Origin of the sequence: Stenotrophomonas rhizophila, assembly GCF_020857975.1 — a bacterium.
GTDB classification, from domain to species: Bacteria; Pseudomonadota; Gammaproteobacteria; order Xanthomonadales; family Xanthomonadaceae; genus Stenotrophomonas; species Stenotrophomonas rhizophila_C.
Genome location: NZ_JACWUO010000023.1, coordinates 31,702 through 49,936, shown reverse-complemented (window position 1 = coordinate 49,936; position 18,235 = coordinate 31,702). Strand labels below are relative to the sequence as shown.

Below are 18,235 nucleotides of genomic sequence, written 5' to 3'. Positions count from 1 at the left end.
CCGGAAGGTGTGGAAATGGTGATGCCGGGCGACAACGTGAAGATGGTTGTCACCCTGATCAACCCGGTCGCGATGGACGAAGGCCTGCGTTTCGCCATCCGTGAAGGCGGTCGTACCGTCGGCGCCGGCGTGGTCTCCAAGATCATCGCGTAATCTGCTAGAATCTGCGCCCCGATGTTGCCTGGGTAGGGCATCGGGGTGTAACCAAACGGGAAAAGAGGTGCAGGAAGCGCCTCGTGTTCCCCAGACCAGGAAGGGTCGCGCCATTCAGGCTTTGTCAACAGGACCCCTGTTGACTGCCAAGTTGTATGCGCGCTATACTTTTTGTCTGGGCAGATCGGGAGACCGGTCTGCCTCGATTTTTGAGGTCTATGGAAAGATCTTGTCGCCGCGCAGGAATGTGCGGCGTCCGCATTCAGGATATTCATGGGACAAGGCAACCCAGAGGCCTTGTCCGTCGCTCTTTTAACGAAGGAACCCACCGTCATGGCGGACCAAAAGATCCGGATTCGGCTGAAGGCGTTCGATCATCGTTTGATCGACCGTTCGGCCAGCGAGATCGTAGAAACGGCAAAGCGGACCGGCGCGCAAGTGCGTGGCCCGATCCCGCTGCCGACCAAGATCGAGCGTTACACCATTCTCGTTTCCCCGCACGTCGACAAGGACGCGCGTGACCAGTACGAGACCCGCACGCACAAGCGCGTGCTCGATATCGTCGACCCCAACGACAAGACCGTGGACGCGCTGATGAAGCTCGAACTGGCTGCCGGCGTCGACGTTCAGATCAAGCTGACCTGAGGACTACGACCATGACGAAGAAATATTCGTTGGGCTTCGTGGGCCGCAAGGCTGGCATGAGCCGCGTTTTCACTGAAGATGGCCAGGCCATCCCGGTGACCCTGATTGAAGCAACCCCGAACCGCATCGCGCAGATCAAGACCGTCGAAGCTGACGGCTACAGCGCCGTGCAGGTGACCGTCGGCGCGCGTCGCGCTGCCCTGGTCAACAAGCCGGAAGCCGGCCACTTCGCCAAGGCGAAGGTCGAAGCCGGTCGTGGCCTGTGGGAATTCCGCGTTGAAGACGCCCAGCTCGGCGATTTCGCCGTCGGTGGCGAAGTCAAGGCGGACATCTTTGAAGTCGGCCAGAAGGTCGACGTCCAGGGTGTCACCAAGGGTAAGGGCTTCCAGGGCACCATCAAGCGCTACAACTTCCGTATGGGCGATGCAACCCACGGTAACTCGCTGTCGCATCGCGCGCCGGGTTCCTTGGGCCAGCGCCAGACCCCGGGTCGCGTTTTCCCGGGCAAGAAGATGTCCGGCCACATGGGTTCGGTGCAGCAGAGCACCCAGGGCCTTGAAGTGGTGAAGGTCGATGTCGAGCGTGGTCTGATCGCTATTCGTGGTGCCGTTCCGGGCGCAGCGGGTGGTGACGTGATCGTTCGTCCGGCTAGCAAGGCATAAGGAGAGATGACGATGGAACTCGTTATCACGGGTAGCAACAACAAGGTCTCGGTTTCCGATGCCGTGTTCGGTCGCGATTTCAGCGAAGATCTGGTTCACCAGGTCGTCGTTGCTTACCGCAACGCCGGTCGCGCCGGCACCAAGGCACAGAAGACTCGCTCTGAAGTGGCTGGTACCACCAAGAAGTCGAAGAAGCAGAAGGGCGGCGGCGCGCGTCATGGCGCACTGACGGCTCCGATCTTCGTCGGCGGTGGTGTCACCTTCGCGGCCAAGCCGCGCAGCTTCGAGCAGAAGGTCAACCGCAAGCAGTACCGTGCAGCCATGTGCGCGATCCTGTCCGAGCTGAACCGTCAGGGCCGTTTGACGATCGTGGAGTCCTTCGATGTCGAAGCGACCAACACCAAGTCGTTGATCGCCAAGCTGGCCGGCCTGGAAGTGGGCAAGCGCCCGCTGATCGTCACCGAAGACGCTTCCGAGCACCTGTACCTGTCGGCGCGCAACATTCCCTACGTGGAAGTGCGTGACGTGCAGGGTCTGGACCCGGTGTCGCTGGTCGGTGCCGACACGGTCGTCATCACCGCTGACGCGGTCAAGAAGGTCGAGGAGTGGCTGGCATGAGCAGCAACGAAAAAGTCTTCAGCGTGCTGCGCGCTCCGCGAGTCTCCGAAAAGACCGCGCGCCTGCAGGAACATTCCAACCAGTATGTCTTCGAAGTTTCGAACGAAGCCACCAAGGCCGATGTAAAGGCCGCGGTTGAGCAGCTGTTCGACGTCAAGGTCGAATCGGTCAACGTGCTGAACGTGAAGGGCAAGAACAAGTCCTTCCGTAACCGCACCGGCCGCCGCGGCGATTGGCGCAAGGCGTACGTGCGTCTCGCCGATGGCCAGTCCATCGATGTAACGGCCAAGGCCTGAGGTACATCCCATGCCATTGATGAAATTCAAGCCCACTTCCCCCGGCCGCCGTTCGGCCGTGCGCGTGGTTACGCCCGATCTGCACAAGGGCGCACCGCACGCAGCGTTGCTGGAGCCGCAGAGCAAGTCCGGTGGTCGTAACCACCACGGCCGCATCACCACCCGTCACGTTGGTGGTGGCCACAAGCAGCACTACCGTGTCATCGACTTCAAGCGCAACAAGGAAGGCATTCCGGCGCGCGTGGAACGCATCGAATACGATCCGAACCGCACCGCCCATATCGCCCTGCTGTGCTACGTCGACGGCGAACGCCGCTACATCATCGCACCGAAGGGCCTCAAGGCCGGTGACCAGGTGATCGCGGGTTCGGATGCGCCGATCAAGACCGGCAACACGCTGCCGCTGCGCAACATCCCGGTCGGTACCACTGTCCACGGCATCGAACTGAAGCCGGGCAAGGGCGCCCAGATCGCGCGTGCCGCCGGCGCTGCCGTGCAGCTCGTCGCTCGTGAGGGCATCTACGCCACCCTGCGCCTGCGCTCGGGTGAAATGCGTAAGGTTCCGGTCGAGTGCCGTGCCACCATCGGTGAAGTCGGCAACGACGAACACAACCTGGAAAAGCTGGGCAAGGCTGGCGCCAAGCGCTGGCGTGGTGTCCGCCCGACCGTTCGTGGTGCTGCCATGAACCCGGTTGACCATCCGCACGGTGGTGGTGAGGCGAAGGCCGGCCAGGGTAATCCGCATCCGGTCACCCCGTGGGGTGTTCCGACCAAGGGTTACAAGACGCGCAAGAACAAGCGCACCCAGCAATTCATCGTCCGCGATCGTAGGGGCTAATCGACCATGGCACGTTCACTCAAGAAGGGCCCGTTCGTCGATCACCACCTCGTCAAGAAGGTGGAGGCCGCTGCGGGTAGCAAGAAGCCGATCAAGACCTGGTCGCGCCGTTCGATGATCCTGCCGGAAATGGTAGGCATCACCATCGCCGTTCATAACGGCAAGAACCACGTTCCGGTGCTCGTCAACGAGAACATGGTCGGCCACAAGCTCGGCGAATTTGCCATCACCCGGACCTTCAAGGGTCACGGTGGTGACAAGAAGTCGGGCAAGTAAGGAGAGATGACAATGGAAGCGAAAGCAATCCTGCGCTCCGCGCGCATCTCTGCGCAGAAAGCCCGCCTGGTCGCAGACCAGGTGCGCGGCCTGCCGGCCGAGCGTGCGGTCAACCTGTTGAAGTTTTCGGATAAGAAGGCTGCCCACCTGATCAAGAAGGTGGTGGAGTCGGCTATCGCAAATGCCGAAAACAACCAGGGCGCCGACGTCGACGAGCTGAAGGTTCAGACCATCATGGTAGATGAAGGTCCGACCCTGAAGCGTTTCATGGCGCGGGCGAAAGGCCGCGGCACCCGCATCCTCAAGCGCACCAGCCACATCACTGTGGTTGTGGGCGCCGGCAAGTAAGCGGAAAGGAAAACACCATGGGTCATAAAGTTCATCCGATTGGTATCCGCCTCGGCATTTCCAAGGACTGGAACTCCAAGTGGTACGCCAACAAGGCCGAGTTCGCTGGTTATCTGGCGGCCGACCTGAAGGTGCGGGAAATGCTGCGCAAGAAGCTCGCGCAGGCCGGCATCAGCAAGATCCTGATCGAGCGTCCGGCAAAGACCGCTCGCGTGACGATCCACACCGCCCGTCCGGGCGTGGTGATCGGCAAGCGTGGCGAGGACATCGAAAAGCTGCGTAAGGAAGTGAGCGAAATGATGGGCGTCCCGGCGCACATCAACGTCACCGAAGTGCGCAAGCCCGAGCTGGACGCCCAGCTGGTTGCCGAGTCCATCGCGCAGCAGCTTGAGCGTCGCATCATGTTCCGCCGCGCGATGAAGCGTTCGGTCGGCAACGCGATGCGCCTCGGTGCCCTGGGCATCAAGGTCAACGTCGGTGGCCGCTTGAACGGCGCAGAAATCGCCCGTTCGGAGTGGTACCGCGAAGGCCGCGTGCCGCTGCATACGCTGCGTGCCGACATCGACTATGGTTTCGCTGAAGCCAAGACGACCTACGGCATCATCGGCATCAAGGTCTGGATCTACAAGGGCGAAGTCTTCGATTTCTCCCAGGTTGGCCAGGAAAAGCAGGACGACTCCCCGCGCAACGATCGTCATGATCGCGGCGACCGCGGTGACCGCCCGTCGCGCCCGGCTCGTGAAGCGAGGTAACGACAATGTTGCAACCCAAGCGAACCAAATACCGCAAGGTACACAAGGGCCGTAACGATGGTCTGAGCTGGAGCGGCAACGCCGTCAGCTTTGGCGAATACGGCCTCAAGGCAACCGCTCATGGTCAGCTGACCGCGCGTCAGATCGAAGCGGCCCGCCGCTCGATCAGCCGCTACGTCAAGCGCGGCGGCAAGATGTGGATCCGAGTGTTCCCCGACAAGCCGATCACCAAGAAGCCCATCGAAGTGCGAATGGGCTCTGGTAAGGGCAACGTGGAATACTGGGTAGCCCAGATCCAGCCCGGCCGCATGATCTATGAAATCGAAGGCGTCGCAGAGGACGTGGCACGTGAGGCGTTCCGCCTGGCAGCCGCCAAGCTCTCCGTGACCACCACTTTCGTGACCCGGACGGTGCTCTGATGGATATCAAACAACTTCGCGAAAAGTCGGCTGACGACCTGAAGAGCCACCTGATCGACCTGCGTAAGGAGCAGTTCTCGCTCCGTATGCAGCAGGTCACTGGCCAGCTGCCGAAGACCCACGAAACCCGCCGGGTTCGCCGCGAGATTGCTCGCGTCAAGACCCTGCTCGGCAGCACCAAGTAAGGATGGCCGCGATGAGCGAAAATACTGAAAACAAAACGCTGCGTACGGTCGAAGGCCGTGTCGTCAGCAACAAGATGGACAAGACGGTCACCGTGTTGGTGGAGCGCCTGGTCAAGCACGCCCTGTACGGCAAGTACATCAAGCGTTCGACCAAGCTGCACGCACACGACGCCGACAACGCCTGCAACGAAGGCGATGTCGTCCGCGTGACCGAAATTGCTCCGATGTCCAAGACCAAGAACTGGCGCGTGGTGGAAGTCATCACGCGTGCGGCTGAATAAGGAGATCTGAATCATGATCCAGATGCAGAGCTACCTCGAGGTCGCGGACAATTCCGGTGCCAAGGAAGTGATGTGCATCAAGGTGCTGGGCGGCTCCAAGCGTCGCTACGCCCACATCGGTGACATCATCAAGGTCACCGTGAAGGATGCGATCCCGCGCGGCAAGGTAAAGAAGGGTGAAGTGTTCGACGCCGTCGTGGTGCGTACCCGCAAGGGTGTGCGTCGCGCCGACGGTTCGCTGATCCGTTTCGACGCCAACGCCGCCGTCCTGCTCAACAACAAGCAAGAGCCGATCGGCACCCGCATCTTCGGACCGGTGACGCGTGAACTTCGTACCGAGAAGTTCATGAAGATCGTCTCGCTCGCTCCCGAAGTGCTGTGAGCGACAGGAGATAATCATGGCTAACCGTATCAAGAAGGGCGACCAGGTTGTCGTCAACACCGGCAAGGACAAGGGCAAGCAGGGCGAAATCGTCCGCGTCGACGGCGATCGTGTGATCGTCGCCAACGTGAACATCGTCAAGCGCCACACCAAGCCGAATCCGCAGGCAGGCGTTGCCGGCGGCGTGGTCGAGCGTGAAGCTTCGATCCATATCTCCAACGTGAATGTGCTGAACCCGGCTTCGGGCAAGGGCGAGCGCGTTGGCTTCAAGGTGCTGGAGGATGGACGCAAACTGCGTGTGTTCCGCTCCAGCGGTGAGGCGCTGGACGCCTGAGGAATGCGCTGATGAATACCCGTCTCGAAAAGTTCTACAAGGAAGAAGTGGTGCCGGCGCTGATGAAGCAGTTCGGCTACACCAATCCGATGCAGGTTCCGAAGCTGGTCAAGGTCACCCTGAACATGGGTGTCGGCGAAGCGGCCACGAACAAGAAGATCCTGGAAAATGCCGTCGCCGACATGGCCAAGGTCTCCGGTCAGAAGCCGATCGTGACCAAGTCCCGCGTCTCGGTGGCATCGTTCAAGATCCGCGATGGTTGGCCGATCGGCTGCAAGACCACGCTGCGTCGTGAAAAGATGTATGAGTTCATGGATCGCCTGATCAACATCTCGCTGCCGCGCGTGCGCGACTTCCGTGGTGTCTCCGGTCGCTCCTTCGACGGTCGTGGCAACTTCAACATGGGTGTGAAGGAACAGATCATCTTCCCGGAAATCGACTTCGACGCTGTCGACGCGATTCGCGGCATGGATATCGCCATCACCACCACCGCCAAGACCGATGCGGAAGCGAAGGCGCTGCTTGCAGCGTTCAAGTTCCCGTTCCGTAACTGATACGTCGAGGAAACCGAAATGGCAAAGACCTCCATGGTCAACCGCGACCTGAAGCGGGCCAAGCTCGCTGTCAAGTACGCCGGCAAGCGTGACGCGCTGAAGAAGATCATCGCAAGCACCACCGCTTCGTACGACGAAAAGGCCGAGGCCGTCATCAAGTTGCAGAAGCTGCCGCGCGATTCGTCGCCGAGCCGCCACCGCAACCGCTGCGAACTGTCCGGCCGCCCGCGTGGCGTGTACAGCAAGTTCGGCCTGGGCCGCAACAAGCTGCGCGAAGCCACCATGCGCGGCGACGTGCCGGGCCTGCGCAAGGCCAGCTGGTAAGGGATCGCTCCCACAACCTGGCCCGCGCTTCACGGCGCGGGGCAGGGGGAAGGGGCCGGTTGTTCAGGTTTCTTCCCGATTAAGAGAGTCCGGCGCAAGTCGGGCTCTTTTTGCCGTATACTCCCGCGTCTTGCCTTTTCACAAGGGCGGGGTATGGCGCCGGCTGCTGGCCGGCCCACCATCGTTCCAGGGGCCCTGGCCCATCCCAGGAAGACACAAGATTTTCGCGAAAGCGGATATCGGTGCACTCAAAGGTATCGACTATGAGCATGACTGATCCCATCGCCGACCTGCTGGTACGCATCAAGAATGCGGCCGCGGTTGGCAAACAGACGGTGAAGGCACCGTCGTCCAAGATCAAGGTGGCAATCGCCCAGGTCCTGAAGGACGAGGGTTACATCACCGATCTGCGCGTGACCCCGCTCGAGAACAACAAGTCCGAGCTGGAAATCGTGCTGAAGTATTTCGAGGGCAAGCCGGTCATCGAGACCCTGAAGCGTTTCTCGCGTTCGGGCCTTCGCCAGTACCGTGGCAAGTCCGAGCTGCCGAAGGTCCTCAACGGCCTGGGCATCTCCATCATCTCCACCTCCAAGGGCATCATGACTGATGCGCAGGCGCGCCAGTTGGGCGTCGGCGGCGAAGTCCTGTGCTTCGTGGCCTAAGGCGAGAAGGAAACTACTATGTCCCGCGTAGCCAAGAAGCCAATCAACCTGCCCAAGGGCGTTGAACTGACCATCCAGCCGGAATCCGTGAGCGTGAAGGGCCCCAAGGGCACCCTGTCGCTTGCCAAGGTTGCCGGTGTCGAAATCACCGTTGACAACGGCGTTGCCAGCCTGGCCGCCAACGATGCTTCGCTGGTCGCCCTCACCGGCACCGTGCGCGCCATCCTGGCCAACATGGTCCACGGCGTGACCGAAGGCTTCGAGCGCAAGCTCGAGCTGGTCGGCGTGGGTTACCGTGCCGCCATGCAGGGCAAGGACCTGAACCTGTCGCTGGGCTTCTCGCACCCGGTCGTGTTCGTGGCGCCGGAAGGCATCACCATCTCGACCCCGACCCAGACCGAAGTTCTGGTCCAGGGCAACGACAAGCAGCGCGTCGGTGAAGTTGCCGCCAAGATTCGTGGCTTCCGTCCGCCGGAGCCCTACAAGGGCAAGGGTGTGAAGTACGCCGGCGAAGTCATCATTCGTAAGGAAGCCAAGAAGGCCTAATCAGGCGCGGGAACTTCCACGGAGGCCTGGCCGTCAGCGGCCGGGTTTCTCAAAGCAAAAGCCCGCTTTACTTCAGCTTTCAAGGAACTCAAATCATGAGCATCAACAAGAACATCGCCCGCCTGCGTCGCGCCAAGTCGACCCGTGCACACATCCGCGTTCTCGGCGTGCCGCGTCTGTCGGTGCTGCGCACCGGTCAGCACCTGTACGCCCAGGTCTTCACCGCCGATGGCTCCAAGGTGCTGGCTGCTGCCAACACCACCCAGGCCGACGTCAAGGAAGGCCTGAAGAACGGCAAGAACAGCGACGCCGCCGCCAAGGTCGGCAAGCTGGTCGCCGAGCGCGCCAAGGCTGCGGGCATCGAGAAGGTCGCTTTCGACCGCTCGGGCTACCGCTACCACGGCCGCATCAAGGCGCTGGCCGACGCAGCCCGCGAAGGCGGCCTGCAGTTCTAAGCGACAAGGAAACGGGGCATCGCCCCGTTTCCGCCTGCCTGCCGGCGTGGGTTACGCCGGACGACGTCCTTCTTCTGCAGGGGCGATCGGTCCACCGCACCATTCCACAGCTATAAGCGGCCTCGAGCCGTACATACTCAATCAATCAAGGAATCAACATGGCAGAAGAACGTCAGCAGCGGGGTCGCGATCGCGACCGTAACCGCGAAGAGAAAGTCGACGACGGCATGATCGAAAAGCTGGTCGCGGTCAACCGCGTCAGCAAGACCGTCAAGGGTGGCCGTCAGTTCACCTTCACCGCACTGACCGTGGTCGGTGACGGCGCAGGCAAGGTCGGTTTCGGTTACGGCAAGGCGCGTGAAGTGCCGGTCGCGATCCAGAAGTCGATGGAGCAGGCCCGCAAGAACCTGGCCGACGTCGATCTGAACAACGGCACCCTGTGGCACCCGGTGAAGTCCGGCCACGGCGCAGCCCGCGTGTTCATGATGCCGGCCTCCGAAGGTACCGGTGTGATCGCCGGTGGTGCCATGCGCGCCGTGCTGGAAGCGGTTGGCGTCAAGAACGTGCTGGCCAAGGCCGTCGGTTCGCGCAACCCGATCAACCTGGTTCGCGCCACGCTGAAGGGCCTGTCGGAAATGCAGTCGCCGGTCCGCATCGCGGCCAAGCGCGGCAAGAAGGTGGAGGATCTCAACCATGGCTAATGACACCGTCAAGACCGTCAAGGTCCGCCTCGTCGGTGGCCTGCGTGGCACCCAGTCGCGTCACCGCCTGTCGGTGCGTGCCCTGGGCCTGAACAAGCTCAACGATGTGCGTGAACTGAAGGACAGCCCGCAGGTTCGCGGCCTGATCAACAAGGTCCACTACCTCGTCAAGGTTGAGGAATAATCCAATGACCATGCATCTGAATGAATTGAGCCCGGCACCGGGCGCGCGCAAAGAGCGCACCCGCGTCGGCCGTGGTATCGGCTCGGGCCTGGGCAAGACCTGCGGCCGCGGCCACAAGGGTTCGTTCGCCCGTAAGGGTGGCGGCAAGATCAAGGCCGGCTTCGAAGGCGGCCAGACCCCCATGCAGCGTCGTCTGCCGAAGGTCGGTTTCCGTTCCAAGATCGCCAAGGACACCGCTGAAGTGCTGTCCTACCATCTGGATCGCCTGGAAGCTGGCGAGATCGACTTTGCCGCGCTGCGCGCTGCCAAGCTGGTCCCGAGCAGCGCCAAGCGCGCCAAGATCGTGCTGAAGGGTGAGCTGACCAAGGCTTTCGTCCTGAAGGGCATTGCTGCAACGGCCGGTGCTAAGGCTGTGATCGAAGCTGCCGGCGGCAGCGTACAGGAGTAAGACATGGCGCAAGCTGGCATTGGTAACCTCGGCGGCGGGCTCGGCAAGTTCACGGAACTTCGCCAGCGACTGCTGTTTGTTGTCGGGGCTTTGATCGTCTACCGCATTGGCTGTTATGTGCCGGTGCCGGGCGTCAATCCCGATGCCATGCTTGCGCTCATGCAGGCGCAGGGCGGCGGCATCGTGGACATGTTCAACATGTTCTCGGGCGGCGCCCTGCACCGTTTCAGCATTTTCGCGCTGAACGTGATGCCGTACATTTCGGCATCCATCGTGATGCAGCTGGCGGTGCACATCTTCCCGGCATTGAAGGCAATGCAGAAGGAAGGTGAATCCGGCCGCCGCAAGATCACCCAATATTCCCGCATCGGCGCCGTGTTGCTGGCGGTGGTGCAGGGCGGCAGCATCGCGCTGGCGCTGCAGAACCAGTTGTCCCCCAGTGGCGCGCCGGTGGTATATGCGCCGGGCATGGGCTTTGTGCTCACCGCCATCATCGCGCTGACCGCCGGTACCATCTTCCTGATGTGGGTCGGCGAGCAGGTCACCGAGCGCGGCATCGGCAACGGTGTTTCGCTGATCATCTTCGCCGGCATCGTCGCCGGCCTGCCGGGCGCGGTCATCCAGACCGTGGAGGCCTACCGCGACGGCAACATGAGCTTCATCGCGCTGCTGATGATCGTGCTGGTGGTGCTGGCCTTCACCTACTTCGTGGTGTTCGTCGAACGCGGCCAGCGCCGGATCACGGTCAACTACGCACGCCGCCAGGGCGGCCGCAACGCGTACATGAACCAGACCTCGTTCCTGCCGCTGAAGCTGAACATGGCGGGCGTGATCCCGGCCATCTTCGCCTCGTCGATCCTCGCGTTCCCGACCACCCTGGCCATGTGGTCCGGCCAGGCCAGCTCGGCTACCTGGCTGCAGAAGGTAGCCAATGCGCTGGGCCCGGGCGAACCGCTGCACATGATCGTGTTCGCGGCGTTGATCACCGGTTTCGCGTTCTTCTATACCGCGCTGGTGTTCAACTCGCAGGAAACCGCCGACAACCTGAAGAAGTCCGGCGCGCTGATTCCGGGCATCCGTCCGGGCAAGGCCACCGCCGACTACGTGGATGCCGTGCTGACCCGCCTGACCGCAGCCGGCTCGCTGTACCTGGTGATCGTGTGCCTGCTGCCTGAGATCATGCGTACCCAGCTGGGCGCGTCCTTCTACTTCGGCGGCACCTCGCTGCTGATCGTGGTGGTGGTGGTGATGGACTTCATCGCCCAGATCCAGGCGCACCTGATGTCGCACCAGTACGAGAGCCTGTTGAAGAAGGCCAACCTGAAGGGCGGCAACCGCGGCGGTTTTGCCCGCGGCTGATAAGCCTGTTACACTTTCGTCTTCCTGACGTGATGGTCCTCCGCTTCGCGGACCTGGCCACACAAACGAAGGGCGGCCCCCGCAGCGGTTCCGGGTGGGGGTGAGATCGGGTCGTCCCGCGCGGGAGTAGCGCGGGCGGTTCCGGGAAAGGGCACGAAAGCGCCTTTTCTCCGGGGTCAACCTGATCCGGCGCCGGAGCCTGGGCACACTCCCTGGGCCGGGTTCGTGAAACCTTGTGTTTCACGGGCTTCCAAGTAGACCGGAACCTTGTTAGTATCGCTAGTTCACTTTTTGATCCATCCTGCCGGATTGGCGCGCCGTTGGTGCGCTGTCGGCCATCACTCAGCTGGAGAACCGCGTCATGGCGCGTATTGCAGGCGTCAACCTGCCAGCCCAGAAGCACGTCTGGGTCGGGTTGCAAAGCATTTACGGCATCGGCCGTACCCGTTCGAAGAAGGTCTGCGACGCCGCAGGCGTGACCTCGACCACCAAGATCCGCGATCTGTCGGAGCCGGAAATCGAGCGTCTGCGTCTCGAAGTCGGCAAGTACATCGTGGAAGGCGATCTGCGCCGTGAAATCGGTATCGCGATCAAGCGCCTGATGGATCTGGGCTGCTACCGCGGTCTGCGTCACCGTCGCGGCCTGCCGCTTCGTGGCCAGCGCACCCGTACCAACGCCCGCACCCGCAAGGGCCCGCGCAAGGCGATCAGGAAGTAAGGGACCTAAGAAATGGCTAAGCCCGTCGCTAAGACCAAGAAGAAGATCAAGCGCGTCGTCACTGACGGCGTCGCCCACGTCCACGCTTCTTTCAACAACACCATCGTGACCATCACCGACCGCCAGGGCAATGCACTGTCGTGGGCGACGTCCGGTGGCGCTGGCTTCCGCGGTTCGCGTAAGTCCACCCCGTTCGCTGCCCAGGTGGCTGCCGAGAAGGCCGGCCGCGCCGCGCTCGACTACGGCGTCAAGTCCCTGGAAGTCCGCATCAAGGGCCCGGGTCCGGGTCGTGAGTCGGCCGTGCGCTCGCTGAACAACGTGGGCTACAAGATCACCAACATCATCGACGTGACGCCAATCCCGCACAACGGGTGCCGTCCGCCGAAGAAGCGTCGCGTCTAAAGGAGCGATAAGAAATGGCTCGTTATATCGGTCCTACCTGTAAGCTCGCCCGCCGCGAAGGCGCCGACCTTTCCCTCAAGAGCCCGGCGCGCGCGCTGGATTCCAAGTGCAAGCTGGAGCAGAAGCCCGGCCAGCACGGCGCCACCGCCCGCAAGGGCAAGCTGTCCGACTACGCTACCCAGCTGCGTGAAAAGCAGAAGGTCAAGCGTATCTACGGTCTGCTGGAGCGTCAGTTCCGCAACTACTACAAGAAGGCCTCGACCAAGAAGGGCAACACCGGCGAGAACCTGCTGCAGCTGTTGGAAACCCGTCTGGACAACGTCGTCTATCGCATGGGCTTCGCTGTGACCCGTCCGGCTGCTCGTCAGCTGGTCTCGCACCGCGGCGTCACCGTCAACGGCAAGTCCGTCAACCTGGCTTCGTACCAGGTCAAGGCTGGCGATGCCGTGGCGCTGTCCGAAAAGGCTGCCAAGCAGTTGCGCGTTCAGGAAGCCCTGACCGTATCTGCCACGCACGACCTGCGTCCGTCGTGGGTTGAAGTGGATTCCGGCAAGTTCGCCGGCATCTTCAAGGCCGTGCCGGATCGTTCGGACCTGCCTGCGGATATCAACGAAGCGCTGATCGTCGAGTTGTATTCGAAGTAATTCACATTGGAGAATCCCCGGCGACGGCCGGGGATTCACTAGGAGAACCCGCAACATGACGGTTACCGCCAACCAGGTTCTGCGTCCTCGTGGTCCGCAGATCGAACGCCTTACCGATACCCGCGCCAAGGTCGTTATCGAGCCCTTGGAGCGTGGTTACGGGCATACGCTGGGCAATGCCCTGCGTCGCGTGCTGCTGTCGTCCATCCCGGGCTTCGCCATCACGGAAGTGGAAATCGACGGCGTGCTGCACGAGTACACCACACTTGAAGGTCTGCAGGAGGACGTACTTGAAGTCCTGCTCAACCTGAAGGATGTGGCCATCCGCATGCATACCGGCGACAACGCAACCCTGTCGCTGTCCAAGCAGGGTCCGGGTGTCGTGACCGCTGCCGATATCAAGATCGACCATAACACCGAGATCCTCAATCCGGCTCATGTGATCTGCCATCTCACCAAGGATGTGGCGATCAACATGCGTCTGAAGGTCGAGCGCGGTTTCGGCTACCAGCCTGCTGCTGCCCGTCGTCGTCCTGATGAAGAAACCCGTGCCATCGGCCGTCTGGTCCTGGATGCGTCGTTCTCGCCGGTCCGTCGCGTCGCCTATTCGGTGGAAGCGGCCCGCGTTGAACAGCGTACCGATCTGGACAAGCTGGTGCTGGACATCGAAACCAACGCCACGATCGATGCCGAGGAAGCCGTGCGCACCGCCGCCGACATCCTCAGCGATCAGCTGTCGGTGTTCGGTGACTTCACCCACCGCGACCGCGGTGCGGCCAAGCCGGCCAACAACGGCGTGGATCCGGTGCTGCTGCGCCCGATCGACGACCTGGAACTGACCGTGCGTTCGGCCAACTGCCTCAAGGCAGAGAGCATCTATTACATCGGCGATCTGATCCAGAAGACCGAAGTGGAACTGCTCAAGACCCCGAACCTCGGCAAGAAGTCGCTGACCGAGATCAAGGAAGTCCTCGCGCAGCGCGGCCTTTCGCTTGGCATGAAGCTGGAGAACTGGCCGCCGGCCGGTGTCGCCCAGCACGGCATGCTCGGCTGATCCAGCGTTACGCAAGATGCTTGACCCCGCACCTTCGGGTGCGGGGGCTTCACCGGCAACATTTCGCATCGACAGGCCCATAGCCTGCGGTGACGGTCGGCCAGGAGGGCCGACGACGGACCATCCGCAGTCCAAGCAGCAACGCCAGGAAGGCGACAGCGATACCCAACCGATTCAATATTCAATCAAGGAACCATTCCCATGCGTCATATGAAGTCCGGCCGCAAGTTCAACCGCACCAGCGCCCACCGCGAGGCGATGTTCAAGAACATGGCGGCGTCGCTGTTCAAGCACGAACTGATCAAGACCACTCTGCCCAAGGCCAAGGAACTGCGCCGCGTCGCCGAGCCGCTGATCACCCTGGCCAAGGTTGATTCGGTTGCCAACCGTCGTCTGGCCTTCGCCCGCCTGCGCGACAACGAAGCCGTCGGCAACCTGTTCACCACCCTGGGCCCGCGTTACGCGACCCGTCCGGGCGGCTACCTGCGTCTGCTGAAGTGCGGTTTCCGCGCCGGCGACAATGCGCCGATGGCTTACGTGGAGCTGGTCGACCGTCCGGCTGCCGTGGCTGAAGCCGTCGAAGAGTAATCTTCGAGCACCACCCGTAATTCGGTGAAGAACCCGGCCTTGTGCCGGGTTTTTCCGTTTCTGGGCCTGAGAAAAGGCAAGGGCGGCAGTGCAGTACGTCGGTTCCTGCGATGGCCCTAGTGGGGGTGGGTTTACGGGACACGCTGCAAGTACGTCCATGTAAGCTCCGTCGCCGCATCCATGCGGCTCAGGGTCCCGTAAACCCACCCCCACCAGCGCCTGGACAGTTGGTCGTTGCGCATGGGAGGGGGCGAGCTGTGCAGCTCACTCCCGGCGCGCTTTTGCGCCAGCTGACGTGCAGCCAATCACGTCGCTCGATAGCTTGCTGTTCAATGCCACGGCACCAGCCAACTGTCCAGGCGGCGGTACGGGTGGGTTGGCGGGACCCTGAGCGCCATGGATGGCGCGACGGAGCCTCCAGGGATGGATTCACGGCGTGTCCCGCCAACCCGCCCTTACCGACGCCCTACTGGGAAGCTCGGCGTGGGTGTGGATCTTGGAACACGCTGTCTGGTCCAGCGGGCCGATAGCCGGTAGGTCGGCATGGGCCGGGGCCTGCGGCGTCCTGTTAATCTTGGCGCCTTGCACGTTCACGAGTGTTGGCAATGAACCCATTGCGCTGGACTTTCCGCGCCCAGTTCCTGCTGGGGTTTTTGATCTGCGCCGGGCTGCTCGGCTATGCGATCTTCCTGCAGCTGAAGATCGGCCTGGAACCGTGCCCGCTGTGCATCTTCCAGCGGCTGGCGTTCGCCGCGCTGGGCCTGCTGTTCCTGATCGGTGCGCTGCATGGCCCGCGCGAGCGCGCCGGGCGGGGCACCTATGGGGTGCTGGCGTTCATCGCGGCCGCCGTGGGTATCGGCATCGCCGGCCGCCATGTGTACGTGCAGCTGCTGCCCAAGGACATGGGCTCCAGCTGTGGCCCGCCGCTGGCCTTCCTCAGCGAGACCATGGGCCCGCTGGAGGTGTTCCGCACCGTGCTGACCGGTACCGGCGACTGCGGCAACATCGATTGGCAGTTCCTGGGCCTGACCATGCCGATGTGGAGCCTGGTCTGGTTCGCGCTGCTGGCCGGTTGGGCGTTGTTCGCCGCCCTGCGCAAGCGCAGTACCCGCCAGTAATGCCCGGCCCGCCGGCGGTTGCCGGCGGGCCGGCTGCTCAGAAGTCCTGCTGCAGGCTGAGGTAGGCGCCGCGGCGCGGGCCCCATTGCGGGGCGAACACGCCGATGCCGCCACCATCGCGCAGCTGGTAGCTGCGGTCCAGCGCGTTGATCACCGCCAGCTGTGCATGCAGCGGGTGGCCGCCGCCGGCATTGAAGTCATGCCCCGCGCTGAGGTTGACCTGCAGATAGGCGGGCAGCTCGCCGCCGTTGGGCACCCCGTCGGCGTCCGAGCGCAGGCCGCTGCCGAACACGTAGTTGGCCCCGATCCGGTTGTGCCCGGCAAAGGTGTAGTTGACGCCGCCCGAGGAGGTCAATTTCTGGTCGTGGTCCAGGTGGATCCAGTTGTCCTGCACGTAGGCCAGTGCCTGCGGATCCAGGTTGTACTGGCCGGTGAGTACCTGCTTGCCCATCGCCTTGTTGTAGGCGGCGTTGATGTACGCACTGAGCGGGCCGTGGCTGTAGTCGGCACTGAACTCCACGCCGTGGATGTGGCCTTGGCGGTAGTTGAAGGTGGAGTAGATGTAGGCCGCGCCGAACTGGCCTTCGTCCTGCAGGCGGTCGACCTTGCGGTCATAGGCGTCCAGGCCCAGGGTCAGGTGCTCGCCGACCTGCTGGGAGACGCCCACGTCGAAGTAGTCGCTGCGCTCTGACAGCGGCGTGGTGCTGCCCGTGCCGGGCTGCTGGTTGCTGGTGCCGTCGTACAGCGCGATGTCGCTGCCGGCGACCAGCTCGCTGGCCGGCGGCGTGAAGTAGCGCGAATAGCCGGCATGCACGGTGGTGCTGTCGCCGGCGTTCCAGACCACGCCCAGGCGCGGGCTGAGCTGCCCTTCGCTGCCACCGAACGCCTTGAAACGGTCGCCGCGCAGGCCGTAGTTGAGCGTCCAGTCCTCGGCGAGGCGCCACTGGTCCTGCACGTACAGCGCCGTGGTGCTGGCATGGAAGGCGCTGGCGTCGGGGATCACGATCGGGGTGGTGCCGGCTTGGTTGCCGTCGGCATCGACCGGGAACACCCAGGCCGTGCTGGCCGCGCGCGCCTGCTCGTTGTTGCTGTACAGGCCGTAGCGCAGAGTGTGGTTGTCGCCCAGCGGGGTGGAGAAATCGGCCTGCACGGTGTTGGCGCGGTTGCTGCGCTGCACCTGTGAGGCGACCCCGTTGAACACCAGGTCGCCGGCAACGTCAGGATTGAACCCCAGGTCGCTGTAGCGTTGCCCGGCCGAGACCTGGTAGGCGGTGGCGCCCAGCGTGCCCTGCAGGACCAGCATGCCGAAGCGGGTGTTCTCGCGTTGGGTCTCATCGAGCCGGGCCGAGTCGTAGCCGGCCGTGTCCAGGTAGCCGAACTGCGGTGGCTGGCCCGGATTGGTCGGAATCTGGAAGCGATTGTTGGCAAAGCCGGCGAACAGGCTCAGGCGGGTGCTGTCGTTGAGCAGGTAGGTCAGGTCGGCGAACGCCTTGCCCTGGTGGGTATCGTCATGGTCGGGCCGGCGCGCGGCGGTGGGGTTCTCCAGGCCGACTTGGTTCTGGTTGTAGTTGCCGGTGAAGAACCAGCTCCAGCGGCCCTGGCTGCCCCACCAGGAGGCGTTCGGGTTGAGCGTGCCGTAGGCGCCGGTGATGAGGCCGGCGCTGCCCCCGTTGCCCAGCTCGGCGCCGCTGCGGGTGGTGATGTCGACCACCGCGGCGGTGCGCTCGCCGAACTGGGCCGGCAGCGCGCCGTCCATCAGGCGGATGCTCTTGATGGTGCGCGCATCCAGGGTCTGGCCGAAGCCGGAGATCGACTCGGGCAGCAGCACGCCGTTGAGGCGGTACTGCAGGTTGGCGTGGTCGCCGCGTACGTGCACGCCGCCGTAGCTGTCCTGGACCACCCCGGGCGCCTGCAGCAGCACCTGGCTGAGCGGGGCCGAAGCGCCCAGCGGCTGCTTCTGGATGTCCTCGGCGGTGATCTGGTACTGGCTGCTGCCGATGTCCGGCGACAGGGCGTTGCGGGCCTGGTCGAGCCGGGCACTGACGGTGACCGCATCGAGATCGGTCACCGCCGGGGGCGGGGCATCGGGCGCGGCGGCCAGAACGGGCAGGCTGGCCAGGGCCAGGGCGAAAGCGATGCTGCTGGCAAGCAGGGACGGCTTCATGGGGATGGCCTCAAGGGCTGGACGGAGAGAGGGACGCCGGCCTGGCAAGTGTTACTCCGTAACAAATCATGCGCCTGGCCAGCGGCCGACGACCATGCCGTTCGTGGCCGATCGCACGCGCCGTT

Annotated in this window: 29 protein-coding genes and 1 pseudogene; 29 read left to right on the top strand and 1 reads right to left on the bottom strand. The window is 63.1% G+C overall.

Annotated elements, in window-relative coordinates:
* The 29 genes and pseudogenes from IC535_RS16990 to IC535_RS16850 all read left to right on the top strand — a co-directional run.
* Window positions 1-153 (top strand): annotated as a pseudogene (locus IC535_RS16990) (elongation factor Tu); the annotation flags it as partial.
* Window positions 154-486: 333 nt separating this feature from the next.
* On the top strand, window positions 487-798 hold the full coding sequence (gene rpsJ / locus IC535_RS16985; protein WP_010341589.1) for a 30S ribosomal protein S10: 312 nt from the start codon (window positions 487-489) through the stop codon (window positions 796-798).
* Between the two features lie 11 nt (window positions 799-809).
* Window positions 810-1,460 (top strand): 50S ribosomal protein L3, encoded by a 651-nt coding sequence (gene rplC, locus IC535_RS16980; protein WP_228886384.1) that lies wholly within the window; start codon window positions 810-812, stop codon window positions 1,458-1,460.
* A gap of 12 nt (window positions 1,461-1,472) precedes the next feature.
* On the top strand, window positions 1,473-2,078 hold the full coding sequence (gene rplD / locus IC535_RS16975; RefSeq protein ID WP_128095571.1) for a 50S ribosomal protein L4: 606 nt from the start codon (window positions 1,473-1,475) through the stop codon (window positions 2,076-2,078).
* A complete protein-coding gene (gene rplW, locus IC535_RS16970) occupies window positions 2,075-2,374 on the top strand; it encodes a 50S ribosomal protein L23 (protein WP_019186147.1) in 300 nt (99 codons plus the stop codon). The genes rplD and rplW overlap by 4 nt, the downstream gene beginning before the upstream one ends.
* Window positions 2,375-2,384: 10 nt before the next feature.
* Window positions 2,385-3,212 carry a 50S ribosomal protein L2 gene (rplB, locus tag IC535_RS16965; protein ID WP_038690292.1) on the top strand — a complete coding sequence of 276 codons (828 nt, stop codon included), beginning with the start codon at window positions 2,385-2,387 and terminating at the stop codon, window positions 3,210-3,212.
* 6 nt (window positions 3,213-3,218) lie between these two features.
* Window positions 3,219-3,488, top strand: a complete 270-nt coding sequence (rpsS, locus tag IC535_RS16960; protein ID WP_017355409.1) for a 30S ribosomal protein S19 — start codon at window positions 3,219-3,221, stop codon at window positions 3,486-3,488.
* A 12-nt stretch (window positions 3,489-3,500) separates the two neighbouring features.
* A complete protein-coding gene (rplV, locus tag IC535_RS16955) occupies window positions 3,501-3,836 on the top strand; it encodes a 50S ribosomal protein L22 (RefSeq protein ID WP_017355410.1) in 336 nt (111 codons plus the stop codon).
* 17 nt (window positions 3,837-3,853) lie between these two features.
* A complete protein-coding gene (gene rpsC, locus IC535_RS16950; RefSeq protein WP_228886385.1) occupies window positions 3,854-4,588 on the top strand; it encodes a 30S ribosomal protein S3 in 735 nt (244 codons plus the stop codon).
* Between the two features lie 5 nt (window positions 4,589-4,593).
* A complete protein-coding gene (gene rplP, locus IC535_RS16945; RefSeq protein WP_019186150.1) occupies window positions 4,594-5,007 on the top strand; it encodes a 50S ribosomal protein L16 in 414 nt (137 codons plus the stop codon).
* Window positions 5,007-5,192, top strand: coding sequence for a 50S ribosomal protein L29 (gene rpmC, locus IC535_RS16940; protein WP_019186151.1), 186 nt, complete (start codon window positions 5,007-5,009; stop codon window positions 5,190-5,192). Before rplP ends, rpmC begins: the two co-directional genes overlap by 1 nt.
* An 11-nt stretch (window positions 5,193-5,203) precedes the next feature.
* Window positions 5,204-5,473 (top strand): 30S ribosomal protein S17, encoded by a 270-nt coding sequence (gene rpsQ / locus IC535_RS16935; RefSeq protein WP_228886386.1) that lies wholly within the window; start codon window positions 5,204-5,206, stop codon window positions 5,471-5,473.
* 13 nt (window positions 5,474-5,486) lie between these two features.
* Complete coding sequence (gene rplN / locus IC535_RS16930) at window positions 5,487-5,855, top strand: 50S ribosomal protein L14 (protein WP_038690286.1); 369 nt, start codon at window positions 5,487-5,489, stop codon at window positions 5,853-5,855.
* Window positions 5,856-5,871: 16 nt separating this feature from the next.
* A complete protein-coding gene (gene rplX / locus IC535_RS16925) occupies window positions 5,872-6,189 on the top strand; it encodes a 50S ribosomal protein L24 (RefSeq protein WP_228886387.1) in 318 nt (105 codons plus the stop codon).
* Window positions 6,190-6,200: 11 nt separating this feature from the next.
* Complete coding sequence (gene rplE, locus IC535_RS16920; protein WP_176990876.1) at window positions 6,201-6,743, top strand: 50S ribosomal protein L5; 543 nt, start codon at window positions 6,201-6,203, stop codon at window positions 6,741-6,743.
* An 18-nt stretch (window positions 6,744-6,761) separates the two neighbouring features.
* Window positions 6,762-7,067, top strand: coding sequence for a 30S ribosomal protein S14 (rpsN, locus tag IC535_RS16915; protein ID WP_228886388.1), 306 nt, complete (start codon window positions 6,762-6,764; stop codon window positions 7,065-7,067).
* 263 nt (window positions 7,068-7,330) lie between these two features.
* Entirely contained in the window at window positions 7,331-7,729 is a 399-nt protein-coding gene (gene rpsH, locus IC535_RS16910) for a 30S ribosomal protein S8 (protein WP_228886389.1), read from the top strand.
* Between the two features lie 18 nt (window positions 7,730-7,747).
* A complete protein-coding gene (gene rplF / locus IC535_RS16905) occupies window positions 7,748-8,275 on the top strand; it encodes a 50S ribosomal protein L6 (protein ID WP_228886390.1) in 528 nt (175 codons plus the stop codon).
* 95 nt (window positions 8,276-8,370) lie between these two features.
* Window positions 8,371-8,730, top strand: coding sequence for a 50S ribosomal protein L18 (rplR, locus tag IC535_RS16900; RefSeq protein WP_038690277.1), 360 nt, complete (start codon window positions 8,371-8,373; stop codon window positions 8,728-8,730).
* 158 nt (window positions 8,731-8,888) lie between these two features.
* On the top strand, window positions 8,889-9,431 hold the full coding sequence (gene rpsE, locus IC535_RS16895) for a 30S ribosomal protein S5 (protein WP_070209003.1): 543 nt from the start codon (window positions 8,889-8,891) through the stop codon (window positions 9,429-9,431).
* Entirely contained in the window at window positions 9,424-9,615 is a 192-nt protein-coding gene (gene rpmD / locus IC535_RS16890) for a 50S ribosomal protein L30 (RefSeq protein WP_228886391.1), read from the top strand. The genes rpsE and rpmD overlap by 8 nt, the downstream gene beginning before the upstream one ends.
* A 4-nt stretch (window positions 9,616-9,619) precedes the next feature.
* On the top strand, window positions 9,620-10,063 hold the full coding sequence (rplO, locus tag IC535_RS16885; protein WP_228886392.1) for a 50S ribosomal protein L15: 444 nt from the start codon (window positions 9,620-9,622) through the stop codon (window positions 10,061-10,063).
* 3 nt (window positions 10,064-10,066) lie between these two features.
* Window positions 10,067-11,422: a preprotein translocase subunit SecY gene (gene secY / locus IC535_RS16880; protein ID WP_228886393.1), complete on the top strand. Its 1,356-nt coding sequence runs from the start codon at window positions 10,067-10,069 to the stop codon at window positions 11,420-11,422.
* A gap of 361 nt (window positions 11,423-11,783) precedes the next feature.
* Window positions 11,784-12,140: a 30S ribosomal protein S13 gene (rpsM, locus tag IC535_RS16875; protein WP_019186163.1), complete on the top strand. Its 357-nt coding sequence runs from the start codon at window positions 11,784-11,786 to the stop codon at window positions 12,138-12,140.
* A gap of 12 nt (window positions 12,141-12,152) precedes the next feature.
* On the top strand, window positions 12,153-12,542 hold the full coding sequence (gene rpsK / locus IC535_RS16870; protein ID WP_017355427.1) for a 30S ribosomal protein S11: 390 nt from the start codon (window positions 12,153-12,155) through the stop codon (window positions 12,540-12,542).
* 14 nt (window positions 12,543-12,556) lie between these two features.
* Window positions 12,557-13,186, top strand: coding sequence for a 30S ribosomal protein S4 (gene rpsD / locus IC535_RS16865; RefSeq protein WP_019186164.1), 630 nt, complete (start codon window positions 12,557-12,559; stop codon window positions 13,184-13,186).
* A gap of 55 nt (window positions 13,187-13,241) precedes the next feature.
* Window positions 13,242-14,240 (top strand): DNA-directed RNA polymerase subunit alpha, encoded by a 999-nt coding sequence (locus IC535_RS16860; protein WP_121042890.1) that lies wholly within the window; start codon window positions 13,242-13,244, stop codon window positions 14,238-14,240.
* Between the two features lie 201 nt (window positions 14,241-14,441).
* A complete protein-coding gene (gene rplQ, locus IC535_RS16855) occupies window positions 14,442-14,828 on the top strand; it encodes a 50S ribosomal protein L17 (RefSeq protein WP_123728453.1) in 387 nt (128 codons plus the stop codon).
* A gap of 605 nt (window positions 14,829-15,433) precedes the next feature.
* Window positions 15,434-15,946, top strand: coding sequence for a disulfide bond formation protein B (locus IC535_RS16850; RefSeq protein ID WP_228886394.1), 513 nt, complete (start codon window positions 15,434-15,436; stop codon window positions 15,944-15,946).
* A 37-nt stretch (window positions 15,947-15,983) separates the two neighbouring features.
* Here the strand turns inward: IC535_RS16850 and IC535_RS16845 are convergent, their stop codons facing one another.
* Window positions 15,984-18,110: a TonB-dependent receptor gene (locus IC535_RS16845; protein ID WP_228886395.1), complete on the bottom strand. Its 2,127-nt coding sequence runs from the start codon at window positions 18,108-18,110 to the stop codon at window positions 15,984-15,986.
* Window positions 18,111-18,235 lie beyond the last annotated feature (125 nt).

Bases quoted from the DNA above. Each gene is read 5' to 3' on its own strand.
- rplP (WP_019186150.1), top strand. From the start codon at position 4,594: ATGTTGCAACCCAAGCGAACCAAATACCGCAAGGTACACAAGGGCCGT.
- rpsQ (WP_228886386.1), top strand. From the start codon at position 5,204: ATGAGCGAAAATACTGAAAACAAAACGCTGCGTACGGTCGAAGGCCGT.
- rplF (WP_228886390.1), top strand. From the start codon at position 7,748: ATGTCCCGCGTAGCCAAGAAGCCAATCAACCTGCCCAAGGGCGTTGAA.
- rplD (WP_128095571.1), top strand. From the start codon at position 1,473: ATGGAACTCGTTATCACGGGTAGCAACAACAAGGTCTCGGTTTCCGAT.
- rpsN (WP_228886388.1), top strand. From the start codon at position 6,762: ATGGCAAAGACCTCCATGGTCAACCGCGACCTGAAGCGGGCCAAGCTC.
- rplR (WP_038690277.1), top strand. From the start codon at position 8,371: ATGAGCATCAACAAGAACATCGCCCGCCTGCGTCGCGCCAAGTCGACC.
- rpmD (WP_228886391.1), top strand. From the start codon at position 9,424: ATGGCTAATGACACCGTCAAGACCGTCAAGGTCCGCCTCGTCGGTGGC.
- rplV (WP_017355410.1), top strand. From the start codon at position 3,501: ATGGAAGCGAAAGCAATCCTGCGCTCCGCGCGCATCTCTGCGCAGAAA.
- rpsM (WP_019186163.1), top strand. From the start codon at position 11,784: ATGGCGCGTATTGCAGGCGTCAACCTGCCAGCCCAGAAGCACGTCTGG.
- rpmC (WP_019186151.1), top strand. From the start codon at position 5,007: ATGGATATCAAACAACTTCGCGAAAAGTCGGCTGACGACCTGAAGAGC.
- rpsH (WP_228886389.1), top strand. From the start codon at position 7,331: ATGAGCATGACTGATCCCATCGCCGACCTGCTGGTACGCATCAAGAAT.
- IC535_RS16850 (WP_228886394.1), top strand. From the start codon at position 15,434: ATGAACCCATTGCGCTGGACTTTCCGCGCCCAGTTCCTGCTGGGGTTT.
- rplB (WP_038690292.1), top strand. From the start codon at position 2,385: ATGCCATTGATGAAATTCAAGCCCACTTCCCCCGGCCGCCGTTCGGCC.
- rpsS (WP_017355409.1), top strand. From the start codon at position 3,219: ATGGCACGTTCACTCAAGAAGGGCCCGTTCGTCGATCACCACCTCGTC.
- rpsE (WP_070209003.1), top strand. From the start codon at position 8,889: ATGGCAGAAGAACGTCAGCAGCGGGGTCGCGATCGCGACCGTAACCGC.
- rplQ (WP_123728453.1), top strand. From the start codon at position 14,442: ATGCGTCATATGAAGTCCGGCCGCAAGTTCAACCGCACCAGCGCCCAC.
- IC535_RS16845 (WP_228886395.1), bottom strand. From the start codon at position 18,110: ATGAAGCCGTCCCTGCTTGCCAGCAGCATCGCTTTCGCCCTGGCCCTG.
- rpsC (WP_228886385.1), top strand. From the start codon at position 3,854: ATGGGTCATAAAGTTCATCCGATTGGTATCCGCCTCGGCATTTCCAAG.
- rpsK (WP_017355427.1), top strand. From the start codon at position 12,153: ATGGCTAAGCCCGTCGCTAAGACCAAGAAGAAGATCAAGCGCGTCGTC.
- rplW (WP_019186147.1), top strand. From the start codon at position 2,075: ATGAGCAGCAACGAAAAAGTCTTCAGCGTGCTGCGCGCTCCGCGAGTC.
- secY (WP_228886393.1), top strand. From the start codon at position 10,067: ATGGCGCAAGCTGGCATTGGTAACCTCGGCGGCGGGCTCGGCAAGTTC.
- rplE (WP_176990876.1), top strand. From the start codon at position 6,201: ATGAATACCCGTCTCGAAAAGTTCTACAAGGAAGAAGTGGTGCCGGCG.
- rplC (WP_228886384.1), top strand. From the start codon at position 810: ATGACGAAGAAATATTCGTTGGGCTTCGTGGGCCGCAAGGCTGGCATG.
- rplX (WP_228886387.1), top strand. From the start codon at position 5,872: ATGGCTAACCGTATCAAGAAGGGCGACCAGGTTGTCGTCAACACCGGC.
- rplN (WP_038690286.1), top strand. From the start codon at position 5,487: ATGATCCAGATGCAGAGCTACCTCGAGGTCGCGGACAATTCCGGTGCC.
- rpsD (WP_019186164.1), top strand. From the start codon at position 12,557: ATGGCTCGTTATATCGGTCCTACCTGTAAGCTCGCCCGCCGCGAAGGC.
- rpsJ (WP_010341589.1), top strand. From the start codon at position 487: ATGGCGGACCAAAAGATCCGGATTCGGCTGAAGGCGTTCGATCATCGT.
- rplO (WP_228886392.1), top strand. From the start codon at position 9,620: ATGACCATGCATCTGAATGAATTGAGCCCGGCACCGGGCGCGCGCAAA.
- IC535_RS16860 (WP_121042890.1), top strand. From the start codon at position 13,242: ATGACGGTTACCGCCAACCAGGTTCTGCGTCCTCGTGGTCCGCAGATC.